The 21,768-nt window shown below is 62.0% G+C and carries 23 protein-coding genes and 1 riboswitch; of the genes, 16 read left to right on the plus strand and 7 right to left on the minus strand.

The window, feature by feature from the left end; genetic code table 11:
• Window positions 1–22 precede the first annotated feature (22 nt).
• On the minus strand, window positions 23–583 hold the full coding sequence (locus ACFQ6H_RS07415) for a PaaI family thioesterase (RefSeq protein ID WP_378645059.1): 561 nt from the start codon (window positions 581–583) through the stop codon (window positions 23–25).
• Window positions 584–679: 96 nt separating this feature from the next.
• Between ACFQ6H_RS07415 and disA the strand changes: the two genes are divergently transcribed.
• Window positions 680–1,765: a DNA integrity scanning diadenylate cyclase DisA gene (gene disA / locus ACFQ6H_RS07420; protein ID WP_378546691.1), complete on the plus strand. Its 1,086-nt coding sequence runs from the start codon at window positions 680–682 to the stop codon at window positions 1,763–1,765.
• A 27-nt stretch (window positions 1,766–1,792) separates the two neighbouring features.
• On the opposite strand, the gene ACFQ6H_RS07425 is transcribed toward disA, so the two are convergent.
• Window positions 1,793–2,536: a DUF4232 domain-containing protein gene (locus tag ACFQ6H_RS07425; protein WP_378534964.1), complete on the minus strand. Its 744-nt coding sequence runs from the start codon at window positions 2,534–2,536 to the stop codon at window positions 1,793–1,795.
• A gap of 97 nt (window positions 2,537–2,633) precedes the next feature.
• A complete protein-coding gene (locus ACFQ6H_RS07430) occupies window positions 2,634–3,272 on the minus strand; it encodes a carbonic anhydrase (RefSeq protein ID WP_007726896.1) in 639 nt (212 codons plus the stop codon).
• 228 nt (window positions 3,273–3,500) lie between these two features.
• Here ACFQ6H_RS07430 and ACFQ6H_RS07435 point away from each other — a divergent pair, with 228 nt between their 5' ends.
• The 10 genes from ACFQ6H_RS07435 (at window position 3,501) to ACFQ6H_RS07480 (ending at window position 13,352) form a co-directional block, all read left to right on the plus strand.
• Entirely contained in the window at window positions 3,501–4,367 is an 867-nt protein-coding gene (locus ACFQ6H_RS07435; RefSeq protein WP_378546338.1) for an MlaE family ABC transporter permease, read from the plus strand.
• Window positions 4,367–5,212 (plus strand): MlaE family ABC transporter permease, encoded by an 846-nt coding sequence (locus ACFQ6H_RS07440; RefSeq protein ID WP_378448203.1) that lies wholly within the window; start codon window positions 4,367–4,369, stop codon window positions 5,210–5,212. Before ACFQ6H_RS07435 ends, ACFQ6H_RS07440 begins: the two co-directional genes overlap by 1 nt.
• The gene (locus ACFQ6H_RS07445; protein WP_378645062.1) at window positions 5,209–6,393 is read left to right on the plus strand and encodes an MCE family protein; all 1,185 of its coding nucleotides are present in this window, start codon (window positions 5,209–5,211) and stop codon (window positions 6,391–6,393) included. Before ACFQ6H_RS07440 ends, ACFQ6H_RS07445 begins: the two co-directional genes overlap by 4 nt.
• Window positions 6,390–7,400 carry an MCE family protein gene (locus ACFQ6H_RS07450; protein ID WP_378645065.1) on the plus strand — a complete coding sequence of 337 codons (1,011 nt, stop codon included), beginning with the start codon at window positions 6,390–6,392 and terminating at the stop codon, window positions 7,398–7,400. The genes ACFQ6H_RS07445 and ACFQ6H_RS07450 overlap by 4 nt, the downstream gene beginning before the upstream one ends.
• Window positions 7,397–8,389 carry an MCE family protein gene (locus ACFQ6H_RS07455; RefSeq protein WP_378645068.1) on the plus strand — a complete coding sequence of 331 codons (993 nt, stop codon included), beginning with the start codon at window positions 7,397–7,399 and terminating at the stop codon, window positions 8,387–8,389. Before ACFQ6H_RS07450 ends, ACFQ6H_RS07455 begins: the two co-directional genes overlap by 4 nt.
• On the plus strand, window positions 8,386–9,465 hold the full coding sequence (locus ACFQ6H_RS07460) for an MCE family protein (protein ID WP_378645071.1): 1,080 nt from the start codon (window positions 8,386–8,388) through the stop codon (window positions 9,463–9,465). The genes ACFQ6H_RS07455 and ACFQ6H_RS07460 overlap by 4 nt, the downstream gene beginning before the upstream one ends.
• A complete protein-coding gene (locus ACFQ6H_RS07465; protein WP_378645073.1) occupies window positions 9,465–10,538 on the plus strand; it encodes an MCE family protein in 1,074 nt (357 codons plus the stop codon). The genes ACFQ6H_RS07460 and ACFQ6H_RS07465 overlap by 1 nt, the downstream gene beginning before the upstream one ends.
• Window positions 10,535–11,785: an MlaD family protein gene (locus tag ACFQ6H_RS07470; RefSeq protein ID WP_378645076.1), complete on the plus strand. Its 1,251-nt coding sequence runs from the start codon at window positions 10,535–10,537 to the stop codon at window positions 11,783–11,785. Before ACFQ6H_RS07465 ends, ACFQ6H_RS07470 begins: the two co-directional genes overlap by 4 nt.
• Complete coding sequence (locus tag ACFQ6H_RS07475) at window positions 11,782–12,321, plus strand: hypothetical protein (protein WP_378546318.1); 540 nt, start codon at window positions 11,782–11,784, stop codon at window positions 12,319–12,321. The genes ACFQ6H_RS07470 and ACFQ6H_RS07475 overlap by 4 nt, the downstream gene beginning before the upstream one ends.
• Before the next feature lie 149 nt (window positions 12,322–12,470).
• On the plus strand, window positions 12,471–13,352 hold the full coding sequence (locus ACFQ6H_RS07480; RefSeq protein ID WP_378536154.1) for an A/G-specific adenine glycosylase: 882 nt from the start codon (window positions 12,471–12,473) through the stop codon (window positions 13,350–13,352).
• Here ACFQ6H_RS07480 and ACFQ6H_RS07485 read toward each other — a convergent pair.
• Both ACFQ6H_RS07485 and ACFQ6H_RS07490 read right to left on the minus strand, forming a co-directional pair.
• Window positions 13,349–14,365: a hypothetical protein gene (locus tag ACFQ6H_RS07485; RefSeq protein WP_378645079.1), complete on the minus strand. Its 1,017-nt coding sequence runs from the start codon at window positions 14,363–14,365 to the stop codon at window positions 13,349–13,351. The two genes, ACFQ6H_RS07480 and ACFQ6H_RS07485, sit on opposite strands and share 4 nt — an antisense overlap.
• 49 nt (window positions 14,366–14,414) lie before the next feature.
• Window positions 14,415–15,326 (minus strand): hypothetical protein, encoded by a 912-nt coding sequence (locus tag ACFQ6H_RS07490; protein WP_378645081.1) that lies wholly within the window; start codon window positions 15,324–15,326, stop codon window positions 14,415–14,417.
• Between the two features lie 293 nt (window positions 15,327–15,619).
• On the opposite strand from ACFQ6H_RS07490, the gene ACFQ6H_RS07495 reads away from it, so the two are divergent.
• Window positions 15,620–18,241, plus strand: a complete 2,622-nt coding sequence (locus ACFQ6H_RS07495; RefSeq protein WP_378645084.1) for a LuxR C-terminal-related transcriptional regulator — start codon at window positions 15,620–15,622, stop codon at window positions 18,239–18,241.
• A 38-nt stretch (window positions 18,242–18,279) separates the two neighbouring features.
• Window positions 18,280–18,705, plus strand: coding sequence for an HIT family protein (locus ACFQ6H_RS07500; protein WP_378534940.1), 426 nt, complete (start codon window positions 18,280–18,282; stop codon window positions 18,703–18,705).
• Here ACFQ6H_RS07500 and ACFQ6H_RS07505 read toward each other — a convergent pair.
• Complete coding sequence (locus ACFQ6H_RS07505; protein WP_378645087.1) at window positions 18,690–19,427, minus strand: alpha/beta fold hydrolase; 738 nt, start codon at window positions 19,425–19,427, stop codon at window positions 18,690–18,692. The genes ACFQ6H_RS07500 and ACFQ6H_RS07505 overlap by 16 nt on opposite strands.
• Window positions 19,428–19,472: 45 nt before the next feature.
• Between ACFQ6H_RS07505 and mhuD the strand changes: the two genes are divergently transcribed.
• The 3 genes from mhuD (at window position 19,473) to ACFQ6H_RS07520 (ending at window position 20,995) form a co-directional block, all read left to right on the plus strand.
• Window positions 19,473–19,781, plus strand: coding sequence for a mycobilin-forming heme oxygenase MhuD (gene mhuD, locus ACFQ6H_RS07510; RefSeq protein WP_007726927.1), 309 nt, complete (start codon window positions 19,473–19,475; stop codon window positions 19,779–19,781).
• A gap of 88 nt (window positions 19,782–19,869) precedes the next feature.
• A riboswitch (cobalamin riboswitch) is annotated at window positions 19,870–20,009 on the plus strand.
• A gap of 24 nt (window positions 20,010–20,033) precedes the next feature.
• Complete coding sequence (locus ACFQ6H_RS07515) at window positions 20,034–20,228, plus strand: CbtB domain-containing protein (RefSeq protein ID WP_378645089.1); 195 nt, start codon at window positions 20,034–20,036, stop codon at window positions 20,226–20,228.
• Window positions 20,219–20,995, plus strand: a complete 777-nt coding sequence (locus ACFQ6H_RS07520; protein ID WP_378645091.1) for a CbtA family protein — start codon at window positions 20,219–20,221, stop codon at window positions 20,993–20,995. The genes ACFQ6H_RS07515 and ACFQ6H_RS07520 overlap by 10 nt, the downstream gene beginning before the upstream one ends.
• 52 nt (window positions 20,996–21,047) lie before the next feature.
• Here ACFQ6H_RS07520 and ACFQ6H_RS07525 read toward each other — a convergent pair whose 3' ends face one another.
• Window positions 21,048–21,746 (minus strand): demethylmenaquinone methyltransferase, encoded by a 699-nt coding sequence (locus ACFQ6H_RS07525; RefSeq protein ID WP_003941879.1) that lies wholly within the window; start codon window positions 21,744–21,746, stop codon window positions 21,048–21,050.
• Window positions 21,747–21,768 lie beyond the last annotated feature (22 nt).

The raw sequence follows: 21,768 nt of genomic DNA on the forward strand, positions 1-21,768 counted from the left end.
CGGCGTGCGGCCGACTACCTCGTCAGACCGACGAGGTGCCGAACGGGGAAGTCGGTTCGCCGTCCACGAACTCCTTGGTCTTGGCGAAGTGTTCCGAGGTGATGGTCAGGAACAGTCCCCGGGATGTTCCCACCACCGTGTCCGGATCCGCTGTCGGACCTTCGACGATCACCGCTTCTGCACTGGTGTAGACCTTGCGGCGCAAAACGCCGTCGATGCGGGCCCGGAATTCGAGCACCGATCCCAACGGGATCGGTCGGGCGAAGTCGATCTCGAGGTGCCCGGTCACCACCGGCGAGCCGAGAGCCATGCATGCCATACCTTGAGCCTCGTCGAATGCCGTCGACAGAATGCCGCCGTGAATGACTCCCGGACCGCCCTGATACTTCTTAGCGACCTCCAGACGGCCGGTCACTTCCAGCCCGTCACCGGCCCTGAAACTCATCGCCATTCCCGCAGGCTGGTCGTCGCCGCAGCCGAAGCATTTCGACCAGTGCTGAGGCAGCTTCTCGCCGGCGGCCGGAAAGAATTCGGTCGGCTCCGGGAGGGTCAGGTCGTCAGGCAGGGTCCAGGTACTACTCATGGATAGGTAATCTAAACGGGGATCAGTCCGGCACAGGCATCGGACCCGACCGAAGTGACATCGACCTCAGCAGGGAGTTTCTCAATGATCAGTGCGATGGCGGACACACAGTCGTCGTCGGCATTGCGAGAGACCATCGCCAGATTGGCGCCGGGTACCGCGTTGCGAGACGGGCTCGAGCGCATTCTTCGCGGTCGTACCGGCGCGCTGATCGTCCTCGGATACGACGAAGAGATGGAAGCGCTGTGTGACGGCGGATTCAATCTCGACGTGGAGTTCGCCCCGACCCGATTGCGCGAGCTGTCGAAGATGGACGGCGCGGTTGTCCTCTCGACGGACGGCACACGCATCGTGCGCGCCAACGTCCAACTCGTTCCCGATCACAAGATTCCCACCGTCGAATCCGGCACCAGGCACCGTGCCGCCGAGCGCACGGCGATTCAAACCGGCTATCCCGTGGTGTCGGTCAGTCAGTCGATGTCGATCGTCAGTGTGTACGTCGGCGGTATCCGACACGTCATCGACGGCTCGGCCACCATACTTTCGCGCGCCAACCAGGCCGTCGCGACGCTCGAACGATACAAAGCGCGCCTCGACGAAGTGACACGGCAACTGTCGGTCGTCGAAATCGAGGATTTTGTGACCCTGCGCGACGCGTTGACCGTCGTACAGCGACTCGAAATGGTTCGCCGTGTGTCAATCGAGATCGAGCAGGACGTCCTCGAGCTCGGCACCGACGGTCGCCAGCTGGCACTGCAACTCGAAGAACTGGTCGGCGACAACGACATTGCACGTCAACTGATCGTTCGGGATTACCTTGCCGCCCCCGAACCCATCGGTACCGCGGCGATGGACAACGTCCTCGTCGCACTCGATCGCGTCACCGACGCCGACCTACTCGATCTCACGACGCTTGCGCGTGTTCTCGGTTATCCGGGCACTATCGAAGCCCTCGATACTCCGATGACTCCTCGCGGATATCGCGTACTGATGCGTGTGCCTCGATTGCAGTTCCATCAGATCCACCGCTTGGTCGGATCGTTCGGCACTCTCCAGTCGCTGCTGGCCGCTACGGCTGCCGATCTGCAGTCGGTCGAGGGCATCGGCGGGCTGTGGGCCCGTCACATCCGTGAGGGACTGTCCCGGCTCGCCGAGACGTCGATCACCGGATCCTTCAACTAGGCCAACCCGTTCGCCGCTTGCTCGCTCTCACGCGATGTTGAACGGCTCCGGGGAGCTTCGCAATGCGCCGAGCTGACCGACAACCGTGTAGGCGCCTGCGCCCACCGGATTGCGCTCGGGGTTCTGCGCGGTCGCGCACTCGGGGTTCGAGGTCGTGGCCGACCAGGCGACCTTGAACGCGGCTTGCTCACCCGGAGCGAGGTTGCGCACGTCGGCAGCGGGCTGCGGGTAGCAGTCGACGTTGGACCACAGACGGGTCTTGCCGTCGATGCTGTAGACGAGCACCTGCTGAAGGCCGCCCGCCAGATCTCGATCACAGGGTGCCGAACCGATATTGGTGATGACGATCGTGAACGACGGCTCTTCGCCGGGAGCGAAGGTCGCCTTGTCAGCGGTTGCCTTGACTGCCAGCGACGAGTCGGCGCACTGACCGGCCGGAACCGGGGCGCCGGTGGTCGACGAAGACGACGCCGATGTCGATGATCCCGAAGCTTGCGTGCCCGAGCCGCCCGATCCACCGGCAGCGCCCCCACCCGAACCACCGTCACCCGACGGCGCGTTGGATCCGGAAGGGTTGGGAGTGAACGAGACGTCTGTTGTCAGCGAGGAACTCGCAGCGGCCGAATCGGCCTCCGGGGTATCACTTCCACCGCCGAACAGGGCAGACGCCGCCCAGATGATCAACGCCAGTGCAATGACGGCGGCACCAATGGCCAGCGCCCGGCGACGCCAGTAGATCTCGGGGGGCAGTGGTCCATTAGGTTCCAACACGGACTCAACGGTAGTTGGCGCAGGGTCCACTAACCGTCAGCTGAGGCGGCGTGTCGGTACCCATTGTCTGCTGCCAGGTACCACTGCCCCGGAAGATCTAACCTTCGACGGTCTCGACGCTCTCGCCGATGTCGCCGACTGCGCCCTGAACTCGCATGTGACCGTCGGACAACGTGTACGTGACGCCGACGATCGCGCACGCACCCTTGTCCACCTTGTCGGCGATGATCCGGGACCTCTGCATAATCAGAGAGCCGGTCTCCACGACGTGACGGCCTTCGAGTTCGTCGACGGTGGACAAGCCTTCGTTGCGGCCCATCAGGATGGACGGGGCAACACGCTCGACCACACTGCGGATGAATCCATCGGGAACTGCGCCCTTGTCCAGGGCGTCGAGCGTTGCCTTCACAGCACCGCAACCGTCGTGCCCGAGGACGACGATGAGCGGCACGTTGAGCACGTGAACGGCGTACTCGATCGAACCGAGAACCGAATCGTCGAGTACATGACCGGCCGTACGCACGACGAACATGTCGCCGAGGCCCTGGTCGAAGATGATCTCTGCGGCTACGCGCGAATCACCGCAACCGAACAGAACCGCTGTGGGGTGCTGCCCGTCGACGAGTTTCGCGCGGTCGGCGATTCCCTGGCTGGGATGGATGGATGCGTCGTTGACAAATCGCTCGTTGCCTTCGCGAAGAGACTTCCAAGCGGAAATGGGGCTTGATCGTGGCATTCACTCATTGTGCACCCGCCGCATTTCGGGCTCTCGCCGGGAAGGTTGCGTAGACGCAAACGAAAGATCCGCGTCGGCTTTCACACCTTGTGATGAAGCACCCGAATTGGAACTTACTTCAGAGTCAGTTTCCTGATACCGTCTCCCAACGTGACCTGGAGCACTTCGAGCATCCGAGTGTGATCGAAGAAACCCGACCAGCACGATTCGGCCGGAAAGGGGGATGGCGTGAGCACCGAAGTTGAAACAACCGGAGACAACCCCGAAGTTGGAACAAGCGGGGACGCAACACCTGCCTCCCCGGCCAAGACGAATATGTTCTCGAACCTGCTGTCCGAGATCGGACTGCTGTTCACCTTCACCGTGCGTGTGTGCGTTGCCGCGGTCACGACCCTGCGACGCCGGCGCCTCGCCTGGCGTGAAGCGCTCGACCAGATGTGGTTTCTCGCCCACGTCACCTCGGTCGCGTCTGCTCTGGTGATGATTCCCCTTGGTGTGGGAGTAGCACTGCAGATCGGTGCGCTGGCAGATCAAATCGGCGCGGGTGCGTACAGCGGTGCCGTCGTCGCGTTCCTCATCATCGGACAGGCCGGACCGCTGGTGTGCGCCCTGATCATCGCCGGCGTCGGCGGTTCCGCGATCTGCGCAGACTTGGGAGCGCGAACGATCCGTGAAGAAATCGACGCACTCGAAGTGCTGGGCCTACCCGTGCTCGAACGCCTGGTCGTGCCCCGGATGATCGCGATCGCGATCGTCTGCCTCCTACTGAATTCGATAGTTCTCGTAATCGGTTTGGGCGCAAGCCTCTTCGTTCACGTCCTGATACTCGACGGCAACGCACAGAGCTTCCTACGCAATCTCGTTCAATTCAGTCAACCCAGCGACTTCGTCGTCTCCGGCATCAAAGCCGTTGCCTTTGCTCTCATCTCGGGAATCGTGGCCTGCTACAAGGGCTTGACCGTCAAGCGTGGAGCCCAAGGCGTCGGCGATGCCGTCAACGAGACCGTGGTGCTCTCGTTTGTCCTCGTATTCGTCGCCAATCTCGCGATCACCCAGTTCTACCCGCTGTTCGTCTCGGTGAAAGGTGCCTATTGATGCACCTTCCCATCGCAATTCGTGCCAAGCGGGTCAGTTCGCGAACCGTCGACGGGTTGAGTCGACTCGGCGATCAGTTCACCTTCCACGCGCGCGTGATCACCTCGATTCCGGCAACCCTGCAGCGATACTGGCGTGAAGTGGCCCGTCTGGTCGCGCAGGTGGCATTCGGTTCGGGCACCCTCCTCGCCGGCGGCGGCAGCGTCGTCGTCATCTTCGCGATCTCGTTCTTCGCCGGTTCCCAGATCGGACTCGAGGGCTACCGCGGGCTCAACCTCGTCGGCCTCGCTCCACTGTCGGGGGTGATGTCCGCCATCGCGAACACTCGCGAGGTCGCACCGCTCGTCGCCGCAATCACCTTGGCAGCCAAAGTCGGAACCGGATTCACCGCGCAACTCGGCGCCATGAGGATCTCCGAGGAAATCGACGCACTCGAGGTCATGGCGATTCCCTCACTGCGGTATCTGGTCACCACCCGAATGATCGCGGCACTGATCGCGGTGGTCCCGCTGTACCTCGTCGGCCTGTTTGCCTCGTACATGGCAACGGCGCTTGCGGTGATCCGGGTCAAGGGACAGTCCGAGGGAACGTACGGGTACTACTTCAGTCTTTTCCTCTCCCCCAACGACATCTGGCTGTCACTGATAAAAGTCATGGTGTTCGCGGTCGTGGTGACCCTCGTGCACTGCTACTACGGTTACACCGCCACAGGTGGCCCCGAAGGCGTCGGACGAGCCGCCGGGCGAGCCTTACGCACCAGCATCGTCTTCCTTGCTTTCACCGACGTCGCGATGACCATTGCGCTGTGGGGACTCAAACCTCAAGTACCCGGGTTGACCGGATGATCGTCACGAATACCAGTCGAATCACGCTGGCACTGCGGGGTTTACTTGCCGTTGTCTTGCTGATCATCGCCTATGTCTTCCTGTTCAGCAGGGGAACGGACACCTTCGGTTCCACACCTCAGGTCAGCGCTGTCGTCCCCGCCGCCGCCGGTGCGCTACGCGTCGGATCGTCTGTTCAGTACCGCGGCGTCGTAGTCGGAACGGTAGCCGACATCGAGCCGGGCACCACCGCGTCCACCGTCTCACTCGCAATCGACGAGGGTGCGTTCGAGGACATACCGTCGACGAGTCAGGTGAGGCTGATGCCCCGCAACATCTTCGGCGACTTCTTCGTAGACCTGATTCAACCCGCCGGACTCTCCCGTGGCCCTGCTCTCGCGCCGGGTACGGAGTTGGTATCGGATCAGTCCGAGGTCGCGGTCCAGCTCTACCAATCGATCTCGCGGATCTACTCGCTCGTTTCTTCCCTCGACCCCGCCGACATCAACGTCGCGCTCACGGCAGTCTCGGACGCGATGAGCGGCAAGGGAAACCAGATCGGTGAATCTCTCGATTCGGTTCACCACGCGTTGGTCGGTGCGCAGCCCGTCATCGACGGGCTCGGTGACGACCTCGACGACATAGCCACCCTCGCCGACAGTCTCTCGTCGAGTGCGCCGGACATGCTCGCCGCATTCGAGAACTCCATCACCACATCCAAAACCGTCGTCGAGAAATCCGTCGGATTGGCGGCGCTTCTGCGAGCCGGTACCAGCACGGGTTCTGCTGCCGCGACTGTGATCGGTGACAATCGTGACCGCATGATCACCGTGATCGGCGACGCCGATTCCCTCACCGGCGCAATCACTTCACGACCCGACCACATCACAACCTTCTACACCGGCCTGCGCAATCTCACGATCAAGCTTCCGCCGGCGTTGGCACACGGGCCATGGCTGAGCACCGACCTGCGACTGTCCGTCACAGATCTGTATCCGTACGGCAAAACCGACTGCCCACAATACGACGCGGCCCGCGGCCCCAACTGCCCTGCCGCCGCTGCCGCGTTGGGTGGAACCGTCGGACCGGTCGGCAGTCCCGTCGAACAGTCGCTGATCGCAGCTCTCACCCAGGGAGGTACAGCGTTGGACACCTTGGTGGCCGGACCGGTACTTCGTGGCACGACGGTGGTGGGCGAATGAGCGTGAAGAAGTCTCTGATCAGATTCGGAGTGTTTGCCGCACTGTCGATTCTCGCCACCGTGATCGTGGTGAGCACCCTGATCAACCCCGTCTCCGGGCCGAGTTCGCAGTACCAGGCCGTCTTCGTCAATGCCTCCGGTCTGGTCACGGGCAGTGACGTACAGATCGCCGGGGTCCGAGTCGGGCGCGTCGAGAGCGTCGAGTTGGTGAACAATCAAGCCGTCGTCGGTTTCGAACTCGAATCCACACAACGCATTCCGACCGACGGTCGAGCAGTGGTGAGGTATGCGGATCTGTTGGGGGCACGAACGATTTCGATCGAATCAGACCCACACGAACGAGCAACCGGCAACTACCTCTCCCCCGGGGCCACCATTCCGGTGGAACGGACTCAGCCGGCGATCGACCTCACCGACATCCTCGGCGGCTTCCGTCCACTGTTCGACGCACTCGACCCCGCAGAAGTCAACGAGCTTTCCGGACACGTCGTGCAGGTATTCCAAGGACAAGGTTCCACCATCGAAAGCCTGCTCGAGCGCACCGTTGCCGTCACCGAGAACTTGACGTCCCGCGACGCGATCCTGGACCAGTTACTGACCAACCTCGACCGGGTACTGACCGTCACCACGACGAATCGACCCAACTTCGTCGAGATGATCAACACCCTCGACACACTGGTCGGTGGTTTGGCACAGGACCGCCAACAGATCTCGGCCGCAGTGGATTCCGCGGGTGCCCTGACCTCTTCCCTTCAGGACTTGGTCACGCGGGTCGAGCCTGACTTGGCAGGCACACTGACCTCCATCGATCAGTCGGCCCGCGCCGTCGTCGACAATCGCGACTCGCTCGCGACAGGTATCACCGCCTTCGATCAACTGTTCACCCAGTTGGGAATCGCAATGAGCTACGGCAGTTGGGCGAACATCTACATCTGCAACTTTCGACTCAGTGCACTAGGTCAATCGGTGGCGCTGGGTGGTCCCGAGCGCTCGGCGGTGTGCCGATGAACTGGCTCACCGTCAAGAACCCGGTCCGCAACGGAATCATCTGCATTCTCGTCGGAGTCGGAGTCGTTCTGGCCGCACTTGTCGTCCCTCAACTGATTTTGAAGGTCATGACCAACGAGTACCACGCCGTATTTGCCAACGCCACCGGGTTGACGCGAGACGATCCGGTCAACGTCGCAGGAGTTCCGAGCGGGGTAGTCACGTCGTTGGCGGTCAGCGGCAACTCCGTTGACGTCACCTTCCGACTCGACGACGGCGTCACTCTCGGCGAAGACTCGCGTGCGGACATCAAGATCTCGACTCTGCTCGGCCGACGCTCGCTCGATATCACTCCGAACGGATCGCGCTCGTTGCCCGCAGGTTCGACCATCCCCATCACGAACACCAGTGTTCCGTTCACTCTCGACGACCTCGGACGCAGCGCACAATCCACGTCGGAAAACCTTGACCTGCAACAACTGCGAAACATGCTGACCGTGGTATCCGACAACTCACCGAACGATCCCGAACTCATCCGCCGCTCACTCGAGGGCATCGACGCACTCTCCGGGGTCGTCAACGACAACGACAATGCACTGCGCTCCCTTCTCACCGGGGCGCAGCAGACCACGACAACCCTGATCGAGCAGAAGGACACTCTGCAAACCCTTCTGGGAAATGCAGATCTGGTGATGGCCACGATCGCCGACCGGCGGGACGTGTTGAACGCCCTTGTACAAGACCTGAATCAGTTGAGTACCACCATTGCCCAGTTCCTCGGTGACAACCAGGCTCTGGTCGACTCGGTCATGGGAGACATCCACGAGGTGACGGGGGTTCTGTCCGAGAACGAACAATCGCTGACCACACTGCTCGACAACTTCGCGCCCAGCGTCCGCTACGTCACCAACGCAACCGGCAACGGCAACTGGCTCGATCTCAACTCACCCTCCACGCTCATCCCGGACAACTGGTTGTGCGTCGTAGGGCTTGTTCAGGGGTGCCGATGACCACGACCGTCAAGAAACTTGCTGCTCTGGCCGCAATAGCGATCTGCGCGATCGGCGCGATCTTGTTCATCACGCGTGACGAGCACCGGCTCACTCTCACTGCCGAATTCACTTCCACCGATGCCATCTTCACCGGCAACACGGTGACAATTCTGGGAGTTCCCAGCGGGAGAGTCGAGAGCGTCACACCGGACGGGCCCCGGGTACGGGTGACACTGAGCCTGCCACCGGGAACACGCGTGCCAGCCGACGCGCAGGCCTGGGTCCTCTCTCCTTCGGTCATCAGTGACCGCACGATCGAACTCGGCCCCGGCTACGAAGACGGTGAGTTCCTCACCAACGGCGCGGTGATCCCTCTCGAACGCACTCACTCTCCTCTGACGTGGGACCAGCTCACTGCTTCGGTGAACGAACTGACGGTCGCGCTCGGCCCTGGCGCCGACGGCGGTGGGATCGGTGACCTCATCGGAGAAGGCGCCCACGCGGTGGACGGCAACGGACAAGCATTTCACGATGCCGTGCAGTCCATCTCACAGGCAAGTTCGGTGCTGGCGGGTGCAAGTCCTGACATCTCCGAGCTGGTGAAGAACCTGAACACCCTCGTGCAGTTGATCGCCGACAACCAGCCCCAGGTCGATTCGCTGTCGAACTCGGTGACACTGACCGCCCGCACGTTCAGCGAACAACGCGAAGACATCAGCGGGGCGCTCGATTCCCTGACCACGTTGCTCGGACAGGTCTCGGCGCTACTCGCCGAACACGGCGAGAGGGTCACCGCCGACCTCGGTGCGCTCGCACAGTTGACCGGAGCAGTGGCGACCAAGCAGGACCAACTGCGCGAGATCATCGAAACGGCACCAACGGGATTCGAGAACGTCGCCAACCTCGTCACCGAAGACGGCAGAGCACGCGGCCGCTTGGACATCGCCACCGACCTCTCACAGTTCGACACGACACGAGCACTGTGCGAGAAGATGCCGATTCCACTGTGCACCGGGCCGGGAATCGTCAATCCCATCGAATTCCCTTCCGCAGGCAGTTCCGAGCTGGCACGCATCCTGGGTGGAGGCAACTGATGGCGTCGAACAGGTCCGTGGCGAGCATTGTTGTGGCACTTGCCTTCGCAGCGCCCTTGACCGGCTGCAGTCTCAACTTCCAGCATCTCCCCCTCGGTCGCGGCCTGCCGGGACAGTCGTACCCGTTGAACATGGAGTTCGACGACGCGTCGCTACTGCCCGTCGGCGGCGAGGTACGGATCGGGCAGGCTGTCGTCGGCAAAGTCACCTCGATGAGCGCGGAAACCTTTGCCGCCGTGGTCCATACCGACATCGAGTCCGACATCGAACTACCCATCGGCACCCGCGCCCGTATCGAGCTGTCAACCCCGATCGGCGATGCATTCGTCAACCTCGAAGTTCCGGCCGATGCGACCGGCCCCGTCCTCGAACCAGGTTCCACCATCAAACGATCGGAGACCGTGCGCGGGCCCGACGTCGCACAACTACTCGGCGCCGTCGGAACTCTGTTGAACGGCAGCGGGTTGGCGCAGGTCAAGAACATCGTCAGCGAGGCTGATCAGATTCTCGACGGCAGGGACGAGACGATCCGCGATCTGCTTGCGCGCCTTGATGCTTTTCTCGGAACACTCGAAAACCGAAAAGAATCGATCAACTCGGCCCTGGACTCACTGAATCGGCTCAGCGCCTTGATCGGTGACGAGAGCGCCACCATCAACGAAGGGTTGCGCGCACTCACGCCGGCCTTGGGTGTTGTCTCCGACCAACGACAACCACTGCTGGATCTTCTCGATGAGACCGACAGGCTCAGTACCGCAACCAATTCCGTACTCGATCAGTCGGCCGACCAGATTTCCGACATCACCGATCGACTCTCACCCATCCTCGACCAGTTCTCGGCGATGGGCCCGACACTGGGTGAGACGATGACCAACCTGGACAACGCGAGAGTGCTCCTCGAACGCGCCAGCCCAGGTGACTACGTGAACATCGACCTCGACGTCGATCTCGAGGGAACCGTGACCGGAGTGCTCAACGAGATCATTCCCGGTGCCGCACCGCCACTGCCACCTCTGCCGGCCTCCGACCGGGAGCTGCCGATCACGACACCCCTGCAAGGAGGCGCGCGATGAAGAACCGAACCGTCTATTTCGAGATCGTGGCCTTCCTCCTCATCGCGGTGATCAGCACGACGTACGTACTCCGGCAAGTAGGTGCCGGAGATCCGTTCACCGGAACCTTCTCGGTCACCGTCGAATTGGAGAACGCGGCCGGAATCGCACCAGGTTCGGAGGTGGCATACCGCGGAGTCACCGTCGGCGACGTCGAGTCGGTGCAGGTGGACTCCGCCCGGGACCTCGTCGTGATGACGTTGAGCATCGCCGCCGACCAACAGATCCCCAACGATTCGCATGCGGCCATCAGCCAGGACACCGCAGTTCCGGTACTGAAAGTTCAGTTGTCCTCGCGGACCGACGGCGGCCCCTACCTCGCCGAAGGTTCGGTGGTTCCGACTGAGCGCACGTCGATCCCGGTCGCGTTGGGAACCGTCATCGCGAATTTCAACGCTGCTGCCGACACCGTCGATCCGGCAGACCTGCGGACCCTCTCGCACGAACTCGGTGAGGGATTGAACGGATCGGGTCCGGATCTACAGGCTCTTGTCGACAACTTCGACGTACTCGCGCGCACTGTCCGAGCCGATCAACCGCAAGTCAACACACTCGTACAGAATTCGCGTTCACTCTTTGCCGCGAACGAAGACAACGTCGATGCTCTTCCCGAAGTTGCACTCACACTTCGCCAATTGACAGATCAGGTACGAAACTCCGACCCGCAACTGCGCACACTCCTCGATCGAAGCCCGAGCGTTCTCGACAATCAGATACTCCCTCTCATCGAGCAGAGCCGTGAACCGTTCAGTCTGCTGTTGGCCAATTCCCTCGTCTCCACGCAGATCGTCACAGCACGGATGCCTGCCGTCGACGCCTTGTTGGTGGTGGTCCCGAAAGGTTTCGAGAAGTTCGGAAGCATCGTCAAAGACGGACGCGCACAACTTGATCTGATCACAGCACTCGGTCCGGTCTGCCTCTACGACACACCCCGGCGATCGGTACAGGACACCTCACCGACCACAATCGACAAGAACCAACACTGCACGGACCAGTCGGGCCGCATCCAGAACCGAGGTTCGCAGAACATCCCCACCGCAACCGGAGCAAACACTGGAACGATCGACGGGGTCGCGCAATACGATCCTGCCGTCGGCACGGTCGCTACCGGCGACGGAACATCGATTCGCCTGGGCCTCAACGGTGGTCAGAACACCGTTCTCGGTGACAACTCGTTTGCCGCACTACTAGTTCAAGGAACGCAATGACCGAGACAGCTGAACCCCAGACACCCGAGCCCCCGACACCCGCAATCGTCGACAAGCCCAAGCGGCTTCGCAAGCAGACCGTAGTGATCATTGCCGGCGTCCTGGTCGTCGTCGCTGCGCTCGGATGGGGTGCATTCGCGACCTGGCAGAAATCCGTCGACGACGACGCCCGCACCAGCGCACTCGAGAGCGGACGGCAATTCGCCACCGACCTCGCGACATACAACTTCGAGAACCTCGATCAGAATCTCTCCGTGGTGCGCGACAACTCCGTCGGTGAGTTCGCCGGCCAGTACGCCCAAGTGGCAGCCAACCTGCAGAACATGATCGTGCAGTATCAGGCGACCTCGTCAGCGCAGATCATCTCAGCCGGGCTGGCGAGCAGTGACCGCGACAACGCCGAAGTTCTCGTTTTCCTCGATCAAACGATCACCAATACCAACTCCCCCGATCCGAGGATCGACCGCAACCGCATGCAACTCTCACTGGTCCGTGAAGACGGCGAGTGGAAACTGAGCAACGTGCAATTGTTGTGACCGGGAGGTCTGCCATCAGCAAGCGGCCGTATCGGAACGCAGCAGTATCGGAACGCAGCCGTGTCGGCGCCTGCCGATAAAGTGGCCTCCACAAGTCGACGTGTCCTTCGTCGGCCGGGAGCGCAGGTTCGAGGAGTGTGTCGGTAGCGGTGGCAGTGGAATCTTCGGTGCTGCTGAAGTGGTACTCCGATACGGCCCGTGACCTGCCGTGGCGACGTGAGGGCGTCAGTGCCTGGCAGATCCTGATGAGCGAGATCATGCTCCAGCAGACGCCAGTGGTGCGTGTTGCGCCCATCTGGGAAGAGTGGGTGGAGCGCTGGCCGGTTCCGTCGGCGATGGCAGCGTCCAGTCAGGCAGAAGTGCTTCGCGCGTGGGGCAAACTCGGTTACCCTCGACGTGCGCTGCGCCTCCACGAATGCGCCGGCGTCCTGGCCACCGAGCACGGTGACGTGGTGCCGCAAGACGTCGACATCCTGCTCTCACTGCCGGGAATCGGTTCGTACACTGCCCGCGCCGTAGCGTGCTTCGCGTACGGACAGCGAGTACCGGTGGTGGACACCAACGTACGACGCGTAGTTGCGCGGGCGGTCCATGGCAATGCGGAACCTGGCAATCCATCCAACACGCGCGACCTCGCCGACGTCGCGGCACTACTGCCGAGGACGCGAGAGCGCGCCGCCACCTACAGCGCAGCTCTCATGGAACTCGGCGCACTGATCTGCACGGCGCGGACACCGAACTGCGAGAACTGTCCGTTGCCGAATTGCGCCTGGGTCGCGTCGGGCAAGCCGGCACACACCGGACCGCCCAAGAAAGTGCAGAAGTTCGCCGGCACCGATCGCCAGGTACGGGGGAAACTGATGGCCGTTCTGCGTGAAAGTCACCGTCCGGTCGAACGTGCGCAACTGGACATCGTCTGGCCGACTGATCCTGGTCAACGTGACCGCGCGTTGCATTCCCTGCTGGTCGACGGACTGGTCGAGCAGACCGACGACGGCCTGTTTGCGCTGGCGGGAGAGGGTACGGCTTAACCGACTCGCATCGGGTCGCATGCTGCTGCGGGTTCGGCGGTCTGGGGTGGTGCGACTTCAGGATCCGAACGTCGAAGTGCAGCGGGAACGACGGGTACAACCGGGTCGCAGGGCGGAAGGGTCACAATCGGTAGTGCAGCGCCTGGCGGTGGCCCGCTGGTCGAGGTCGCAGGCTCGGCGCCGACGTTCGGGCTGTCAGTGGACACCGCGTGCGACCCGTCTGGAGAGAGGGCGATCAGCAATCCCGTCAGCATGAGCAGAAGCGGCAACACTATTGCCGCTGCCCACCGGATCCTGTTGACGGGCTGAACAGCCACGCCAGGCCGAACTTCATTTCCCCTCGTGGCCGCTACCAGCGCAGCGCCGATCGCCAGTTGTGCGCGCTCGCTCAGAAACAGGAAGCCGAGCCCGGCCAGTTCGGCGGCTTCGGCGCAGGGCTGCCTGGCCTCTTCCTTCACCAGCATCGCGACGAGCATCTTCGGAGCTGGGTCTTGTTCGGCGACGAGCAGATCCAAAGTCGCAGCAAATGTCGAGCTGTCTGCAAGCAACTCGGCGGTGGCGTAGCGGTGAGCCGAGTCCACGACGCCGGCACTCGGATCAATGGCCGCGATCACAATCTCGCTGCCGTCCGGCCAGAATGCGAGGATCGGCGAAACACCGTTCAGCGCGTCCACAGTCCGCAGGTAGGCAAGGCGGGCGTCCAGACCGTTGACCAACTCGACGTTCTCGAAAGCACTGGAAGACAACACATCTGGGACAAGTTTGCGCACGTCCGCACGCTCGCACATCACTCCGACGACGGTGGGGCGCAGATTCGAGCGCAAAGCTCGGCTGGTGGCGACCTCCGCAGCGGAGGCGAGCGCGTGTGCCGACGTCTGCGCAGAGGGAAGAGTCCCGTCTACACCCCACGGGTGACGGAACTCGTCGATCGAACCAAGTAGCGGCGTGTCGGCATCTACGAGAGCTGTTGAAATGGAACTGTTTTCGAATACAACGCCCAGGCTTTCACGCACTGGATCCTCCATTGACTGTTGCGGGGGTCGAGATCTCTGCGGAGCCGTATCAGAACGTCAGGCCACTGAGCGCCATTGCGCCTGGTTCCAGCACGAGGTCCACCGGCGCTCGGCCGTCGACCGTGACGCGATACCCACCCGGGAGAAGTCCGACAAACGAGAAGCGACCTTCGAACGGCTTGACCGTCCGTGTTATCGCATGCCCGCATTGATCGACACCGTCGATCCTCACTGCTTCCGATATTCCGGACGTCACCAGACCCGAGATCTGCCCGTTCGCCGCAACCGGATTTCCCTGGACCGTCTGACCGTCGACAGAATTCCCTTGCGGATCACACACTCCCGGGGTAGTCGACACTCGCACGGTGACGTCGCCCGACCGCACGCGCACCGCACCCCGATCCGCAGTGACCACTGCCGCTATCGGTAAACCGTCAGCGTCGTCCCGATTACCTGCAGTCATCGTCGCGGTTCGAGTGACGTATCGACCTGCTTCCAGATCCCCTACCCGGCAGAGTAACCCGACCTCGTCGATGCCCGAGTCGTCTCCGCAGTAGTCCGGCACGGACGGCAGAGTAAAACCTCGAGGCACCGGAAGTTGCACCACCACGTCCGAGAGCGACTGGTCTCGAACACCGATGTCGACGACGTACGTCACCGGATCACCCTCTCGGACAATGCCGTTGGACGGTCCCGGATCGAGCCCTGGACCGTCAGCGGGATCGAAGGGCGGTGCACCGTCGATCGCCGTCAGCTCGACGGTGAAGGGAGGCACGAACTCTCCTTCGGCTGCCAATCGAACATCCGACTGCATCGGCAGCACGCCGAGCGCAGCAGCGCCGACCACCAGAGCTCCGGTCACGACAACTACGCCGATGCCTCGTACTCCTCGGCGCCACGCCCTCGGCCGGAGTCCGACCGTAACGGCCTTCGACCACACCTCTGACAGACGAGTTCTCACGACGCTCCTTCGATGTCTGACTCTCGGGCCCCTGGCGGGCATCCTCGGCCGCATTTGGCGAATCCCGAGCTACGTTCAATAGAAGTCGCTCGAGGGACTCGAAAGCCAATGGTGAAGGCATGATTGTGTGGGTGAACTTCTCTCACCCAGGGTGAAGTCCCGGGTGAATTGCCCGGGATGGCACACTCTGGATTCGCACCAGCTACGCTCCACCCTGTAGATAGATGGATCGAGACAATCCGCCCAAACCTTCAATTACAACGGGGGCGCGAAGGCAGAAAGGGTCCGCGTTGATGTTCGGGATGGACGGCCATGACTGGGCAGCTATTCCCGAAAGACGCACGATCGCCGTGTCGATTCCCAGGCAGGCTCTGTTCGCGAAACTCGACCGCCGCGCCGCTCTGACCATCGTCCGCGCACCGAACGGCTACGGAAAATCGTCGTTGATCGCGTCGTGGCTACGCGCCAATCTGGCGTCCGAACGTATTCTGGTGTGGGTCTCGGCGCCACCTCCTTCATCGACACTCGCAACTTTCTGGGCACTGGTCCTGGAGCGAATTCACGCCGCCGGAATAGCACTACCCGACGCCGGTGGTCTCGCCGATCCTTACACCGCGATCACCAAATCCTTGAACGATCTGTCCCGACCCGTACTGCTCGTTTTGATCAGGCCGGATCTGGTACCGGAACCGGAGTTGGATGATCAATTGATCGAACTCCTCACTCGCTGCCACAATCTTGACCTCGTGGTGACGCTCTCAGGCTTCGGAATGTTCTCCGAGCCGTACCTTCTCGACACAGATCATGAGGTTGTCAGCGCGGGCGAGTTGTTGTTCACGGCAGCCGATACCGCCCACGTACTGGAACAGACCGACGCTCACACGGCTGCGGGCGATGCTGAAAGAATCACATCTTTGACTGGTGGGCTCCCCTCGCTGGTCCGCGCCGCCGCTGCCGCAGTCGCAAAAATTCCAGGCGGCGACAATCGCCGGCAGGTAATCGAGGAGAACGTCGCGCGAGCGATAGACGACTACGTGACTGGTTCCGTCCTCACCATCGCCGAGCGCGTGAAGCAACACGAGTTCCTGCTCGCGATCGCCTTTGCTCGATCGATCACCGTCGACATCGCCGCAGTCTTGTTCGAGTACCAGCACCATGATGCTGCAGAGACTATTCGTCGAATTCGGGCGAGACTGGTGACACTGGAGACTGCCGGATTACTGTCGCGTTCAGAAAGCGAGGCCGACGAGACCTGGGAGTTGTCGCCCGCCATTCGGCAATCATTACTCGCGCGCCACACCCGCAGTGGAATCGAACCGTCGCAACGTCTTTCATTCCTTGCCCATAATCGACTCGACGTCGGCCATCACGCGTCGGCGCTCGACTACGCGATCGAGGCACAGAATTGGACCCTCGCAGTCGACATCGTCGAACAGCATTGGGTGACGATGATCGTGAGCAGCCTGGACACGGTTCGCTCTGCACTTCAACGGATTCCGGTGGAGGCTGCCGACAAACACTCCGCTGTCCAGGCCGGGCGCGCCCTGTTCACCATGCATCCGAGCAAGCGTGCAAGTGTCGTCGACTCGCTGCCCGAATCGCCCGCCGAACTGTGGAAACTCGGCGCCGGGGCTGAGGCAAAAGACGCTCTCAGCATCGGTTGCGTCCAATCGATCATGCTCAGGCTCGCCGGCGAGTACGGACTAGCGGCAGAGACCACCAGGCGTCTGGCTCACCTCAGTCGCAGTGCGCTGGAGAACAACCCGGAGACCGTCAACGCACAACTCCCCCTCATGCGACTTCAATGGGCGATCAATTTCCAATTGAACGGCAGACTCACCGAATCCACGATCAAAGCTCGAATGGCATACCACGGTGCTCTGTCTCGCGGAGTCGACTTCATCGCTCGCAACTCCGCTGGCAGCGCCGCTCTGAATTGGGCGCTGGCAGGTGAGCCGCGACAGGCCGCACATTGGTTCGAACTCGAGCAGAAGCATCCGGACCCCGGAGGTTGGCTCGAACCTGTGGTCAAGATCGCCGGCTTGACCGCACGGGCTCTCACCGCTCTCGACACGCTTGACTTCGATGACGCACATATCGCATTGACCGAACTCGGCGTTCCGTCCGACGCCGAGGAACTGTGGGCGTTCGTCGTCTATGCGCACAGCCAATTCGCCCTGACTCAGGGCACTGCATCTTCCGCTCTGTTGTTGCTCCACAACGCGATTGAAGCTCATTCCAAGCAGTACACGGCTACATCTTTCGCACTTCCTCTGTTGCAATCTGCCGAGATCGACCTCCTGCTCGCACTCGGCGAGGGAAACAAGGCAGTTGCTCTGGCCAAGGATATCGCTGATCCTGCAGCCAACCCGTGGACACTCGCGTCGGTGGCACGTTTACGCCAACGGATCGGCCAGAACGAAGCCGCCGTGGCACTGTGTCACCAGTTCGACTGGTCGGGCGAATCCTATCCGCGGGCACAGATGGAATCGCTTCTGGTGCAGGCGGTTGCACACTCCGAATTGGGTGAGCCACGCCTCGCCGCTCAGGAATGGTCCAGAGCGTGCAGTATCGCGGAGCAAACCGGACTTCTGCGTTCGTTCGCGACCATCGCATCGACAGACGTCGAGAAACTCGAATCGATGGCGAAGTCGAATTCGCGAGCACTCGCCGAGTTCGCGAAAAGGCCTCGAGCTGAATCATTTCCGGAATTCGTGCACATCGTGGAACTGACCGAACGCGAACAGAAGGTACTTTCACTCCTGGCACTGGAAATGGGGTCGGCCGCGATGGCCGACAAACTGTACGTCTCCGTCAACACCGTCAAGACTCAACTACGCACTCTCTACAAGAAACTCGACGTACACAATCGAAACGAAGCGATAACGAAGGCACGTCAACTGCGCCTGCTGTAGTCCCGGACCGGATCTGATTCGGACTACATTCTGTAGACATGAGCACCGATACCTGTGTCTTCTGCAAGATCATCGCACTGACCGAGCCGGCGATTCTCGTTCACGAGAGCGAGACGACTCTCGCATTTCTCGACGCCCGACCGGTGAGTCGCGGACACACTCTGGTGGTCCCCAAGCGTCATGCGGAAAACCTCGATGCTCTCGAAAGCCATGAGGGCGCAGAGATGTTCCGCGTCGGGACGCTCATCGCCGGTGCTCTGCGGCGCTGCGACATCGCCGCAGACGGCGTCAACTTCCTGGTCAACGACGGTCGCGCCGCGGGCCAGACCGTGTTCCACTCGCACCTGCACGTGGTCCCCCGCCATCGCGGCGACAAGGCGAAGTTCGCTGCCGGACTTCTGGCCAGACGAGCCGTCGAACTGGAGCAGGTGGGCTCGTCGATCCGCAGTCAGCTCACTGTCTGAAGGAAGTCCGTCACGACGTCGCGGTAACGCTGCGGTTGATCGTCGTGGACCAGGTGACCGGCGTCCGCAATGCATACGTACCGGGCTTGCGGCCGCTCGGCCATCTCTCGCATCTGCCCCTCGGGGGTGATGGTGAATTCCCCCTCGATGAGCAAAGTCGGCGCCTCGATCGCCTTCCACTGATCCCAGAAGTGCCGCGTGCCCCACTCCTCCGAGATGTCGCGGAAGGTCGAGACGTCACCGTGCAGGTACCACCCGTCGTCGCGGCGGTCGAAGGAATCGAGAAAGTACTGGCCGGCGACGGGGCCGAAGAATTCATTCATCGCGTCCTCGGAAGCAAACGGTTGCGGCCACGCCGAAATCATCTGCGCCCAATCCGCTGCGGTGCGTCCGCGAAAGTCCGGGGCCATGTCTTCGAGGACCAGGGCACACACCTTCTCGGGATGCGCAGCGGCGAAGCACCACGCGTGCAGAGCGCCCATCGAATGACCGATCACGATCATCGGACCTTCGATGGAGGTAACCGCCGATGTCAGGTCCTCGACGAATGCCTCGGTAGTCAGTTCCGCCGGCGCCGGCCTGCCGTGACCGGCGGCGTCGAAGGTGTAGACGTGGCCGAACTCCCGGATCCACGGCACATGGCGACGCCACGTTCGGGAACTGCCCATGAGGCCGTGCAACAACAGAATCGGCTGTCCCGTTCCACCTTCGTCATGCAACACGAGTGTCACGGTACGCGGTGAAGGTACACGGGTAATGTCGCTTTCATGGCAGTCGTGAAGATCAATGCAATCGAGGTCCCCGAGGGCGCCGGCCCCGAACTGGAGAAGCGCTTCGCAGCACGCGCTCACGCAGTCGAGAACTCCCCGGGCTTCCTCGGATTCCAACTCCTCCGCCCCACCGCAGGTGAGAGCCGCTACTTCGTGGTGACTCAGTGGGAGTCCGAGCAGGCGTTCGCCGATTGGCGTGACGGCCCTGCCCGTGAAGCCCATTCCGGCGAGCGTGCGAAGCCCGTCGCTTCGGGTGCGTCGTTGCTCGAGTTCGAAGTTGTCCTGGACGTCGCCGCCAAGAGCTGATCTCGAACGATTGTGCCCGCCTTGCCGGGCACAATCGACGGTCATCTCGGCTTCACGCGTTGACACGGTGCGGGCAGTAGTGCAAAAGTTCGCATGTAAACGCGATGGTCCGACAGGAATCCGGTGAAAGCCCGGAGCGGTCGCGCCACTGTAATTCGAGGTGAAGTGCCTTTTTCGGCACGACTATTTCGACAGCCAGACACTTCGGCCATCGCATGGACCTAGGGGACGCGAAAATCCCAGGAGGCTTCGATGGCTCTCGCCTATTCTCCCGATACGTCGATCGATTCGACTCGTCTTGCTTTCCTCGCCGCTACGGTAGTGCTGTTTGCGATGCTGGCTCTCTACCTGGTCGGATTCGACCAGGGCGCTATCTCTCGCACCGGCATGTACATGCATGAATTGATGCACGACGGACGCCACTTGATGGGCCTGCCGTGCCACTAGTCGACAATTTCACGAAGCTTCTCATTCGTGGATTGTTGGCTGGTTTGATCGCGGGCATTCTTGCCGGCGGTGTTGCGTTCGTGCTGGGTGAACCGCACGTCAACGCTGCCATTGCGATCGAAGAAGCCAACAGTGCTGCTGGAGAACATGCCGGCGAAGCCGCTGGGCATTCACACGGTGACGAAGAAGAACCACTGGTGAGCCGCGACGGGCAGCGCGCCGGGTTGTTCCTGGCCACCGCGCTGGCCGGACTCGCGCTCGGCGCTATCTTCTCGGTCGTCGCCAACTACGCGCGACGACTCACCGGAATGTCCGGGCCGTTGTTGGCGATCGCCATCGCCGTCGGCGGCTGGCTGGCCATCGAGGCCGTGCCGTTCTTCAAGTACCCGGCCAATCCGCCGGCCGTCGGAGATCCGGACACCATCAACCAGCGGACACTGCTGTGGTTGGCGGCCGTGATTCTCGGGCTGCTGTCCGTCACTGCGGCGGCAGCTGCAGCAAAGGCAGTTTCCGGACACGAATTCCTCAGTGTGCGCATCGCCGCTCCGGTGGCTGCGTTCCTGGTGATCGTCGCGATCGGTTACGTCTCGCTTCCCGGCATCAACGAGGTGGGAGACGACTTCCCGGCAACTCTGCTGTGGGAGTTCCGACTTTCCTCGCTCGCCACGCAGGCGACGCTGTGGCTCGTACTCGGATTGGCATTTGCCTTCCTCACCGAGCGCGCGACCAAGAACGCCGACGTGGCAAAGAAGTACGCCCTTCGCTGAACCTGCTGTGCGCATTTATTAACCGCGGGGGTTTAATAATGGCGCACAGCAGTCAGGCAGTGGCGTAATGCAGCGCCACGATGCCGCCGGTGAGGTTGCGCCACTTGACGTTCTTCCACCCGGCGGCCTCGATCTTGCGTGCCAGCTCTTCCTGGGTCGGCCAGGCGCGGATCGATTCGGCGAGGTAGACGTAGGCGTCGGGGTTGCTGCTGACGGTGCGTGCGACCTGCGGGAGCGCCTTCATGAGGTACTCCATGTAGACCGTGCGGAACGGCCCGAAGACGGGCGTCGAGAACTCACTGACGACGAGGCGTCCGCCCGGCTTGGTTACCCGGGCGATCTCGCGAAGTCCGGCCTCGAAGTCGGAGACGTTGCGCAGGCCGAAGGAAATCGTCGCAGCATCGAACACGTTGTCGGCGTAGGGCAGGTACATCGCGTCACCCGCGACCATCGGGACCTTGCGCGAGATTCCGGCCTTGAGCATTCCCTTGGAGAAGTCGGTGGCGACGCACCAGGCACCGGAGCGCCCCAGCTCGACGGTCGAGACACCTGTTCCGGCCGCGAGGTCGAGCACCTTCTCGCCCGGCTTCAGGTCGAGGGCTTCGCGGGTGGCCTTGCGCCAACCCTTGTCCTGGCCGAAGGACAGCACGGTGTTGGTGAGGTCGTATCGCTCCGCGACGTCGTCGAACATCGACGCGACTTCGTGCGGTTGCTTCTCGAGAGTTGCTCGGGTTCCGTGTGTAGTGGCCACACCCGAAACGCTACCAACCCTC

It is taken from the genome of Rhodococcus sp. NPDC056506, from assembly GCF_042794945.1.
GTDB lineage: Bacteria > Actinomycetota > Actinomycetes > Mycobacteriales > Mycobacteriaceae > Rhodococcus_F.

Coding starts and splice junctions, on each gene's coding strand:
- disA (WP_378546691.1), top strand. CDS start 680: ATGGCGGACACACAGTCGTCGTCGGCATTGCGAGAGACCATCGCCAGA.
- ACFQ6H_RS07500 (WP_378534940.1), top strand. CDS start 18,280: ATGAGCACCGATACCTGTGTCTTCTGCAAGATCATCGCACTGACCGAG.
- ACFQ6H_RS07415 (WP_378645059.1), bottom strand. CDS start 583: ATGAGTAGTACCTGGACCCTGCCTGACGACCTGACCCTCCCGGAGCCG.
- mhuD (WP_007726927.1), top strand. CDS start 19,473: ATGGCAGTCGTGAAGATCAATGCAATCGAGGTCCCCGAGGGCGCCGGC.
- ACFQ6H_RS07430 (WP_007726896.1), bottom strand. CDS start 3,272: ATGCCACGATCAAGCCCCATTTCCGCTTGGAAGTCTCTTCGCGAAGGC.
- ACFQ6H_RS07515 (WP_378645089.1), top strand. CDS start 20,034: ATGGCTCTCGCCTATTCTCCCGATACGTCGATCGATTCGACTCGTCTT.
- ACFQ6H_RS07450 (WP_378645065.1), top strand. CDS start 6,390: ATGAGCGTGAAGAAGTCTCTGATCAGATTCGGAGTGTTTGCCGCACTG.
- ACFQ6H_RS07460 (WP_378645071.1), top strand. CDS start 8,386: ATGACCACGACCGTCAAGAAACTTGCTGCTCTGGCCGCAATAGCGATC.
- ACFQ6H_RS07470 (WP_378645076.1), top strand. CDS start 10,535: ATGAAGAACCGAACCGTCTATTTCGAGATCGTGGCCTTCCTCCTCATC.
- ACFQ6H_RS07465 (WP_378645073.1), top strand. CDS start 9,465: ATGGCGTCGAACAGGTCCGTGGCGAGCATTGTTGTGGCACTTGCCTTC.
- ACFQ6H_RS07455 (WP_378645068.1), top strand. CDS start 7,397: ATGAACTGGCTCACCGTCAAGAACCCGGTCCGCAACGGAATCATCTGC.
- ACFQ6H_RS07495 (WP_378645084.1), top strand. CDS start 15,620: ATGTTCGGGATGGACGGCCATGACTGGGCAGCTATTCCCGAAAGACGC.
- ACFQ6H_RS07445 (WP_378645062.1), top strand. CDS start 5,209: ATGATCGTCACGAATACCAGTCGAATCACGCTGGCACTGCGGGGTTTA.
- ACFQ6H_RS07440 (WP_378448203.1), top strand. CDS start 4,367: ATGCACCTTCCCATCGCAATTCGTGCCAAGCGGGTCAGTTCGCGAACC.
- ACFQ6H_RS07475 (WP_378546318.1), top strand. CDS start 11,782: ATGACCGAGACAGCTGAACCCCAGACACCCGAGCCCCCGACACCCGCA.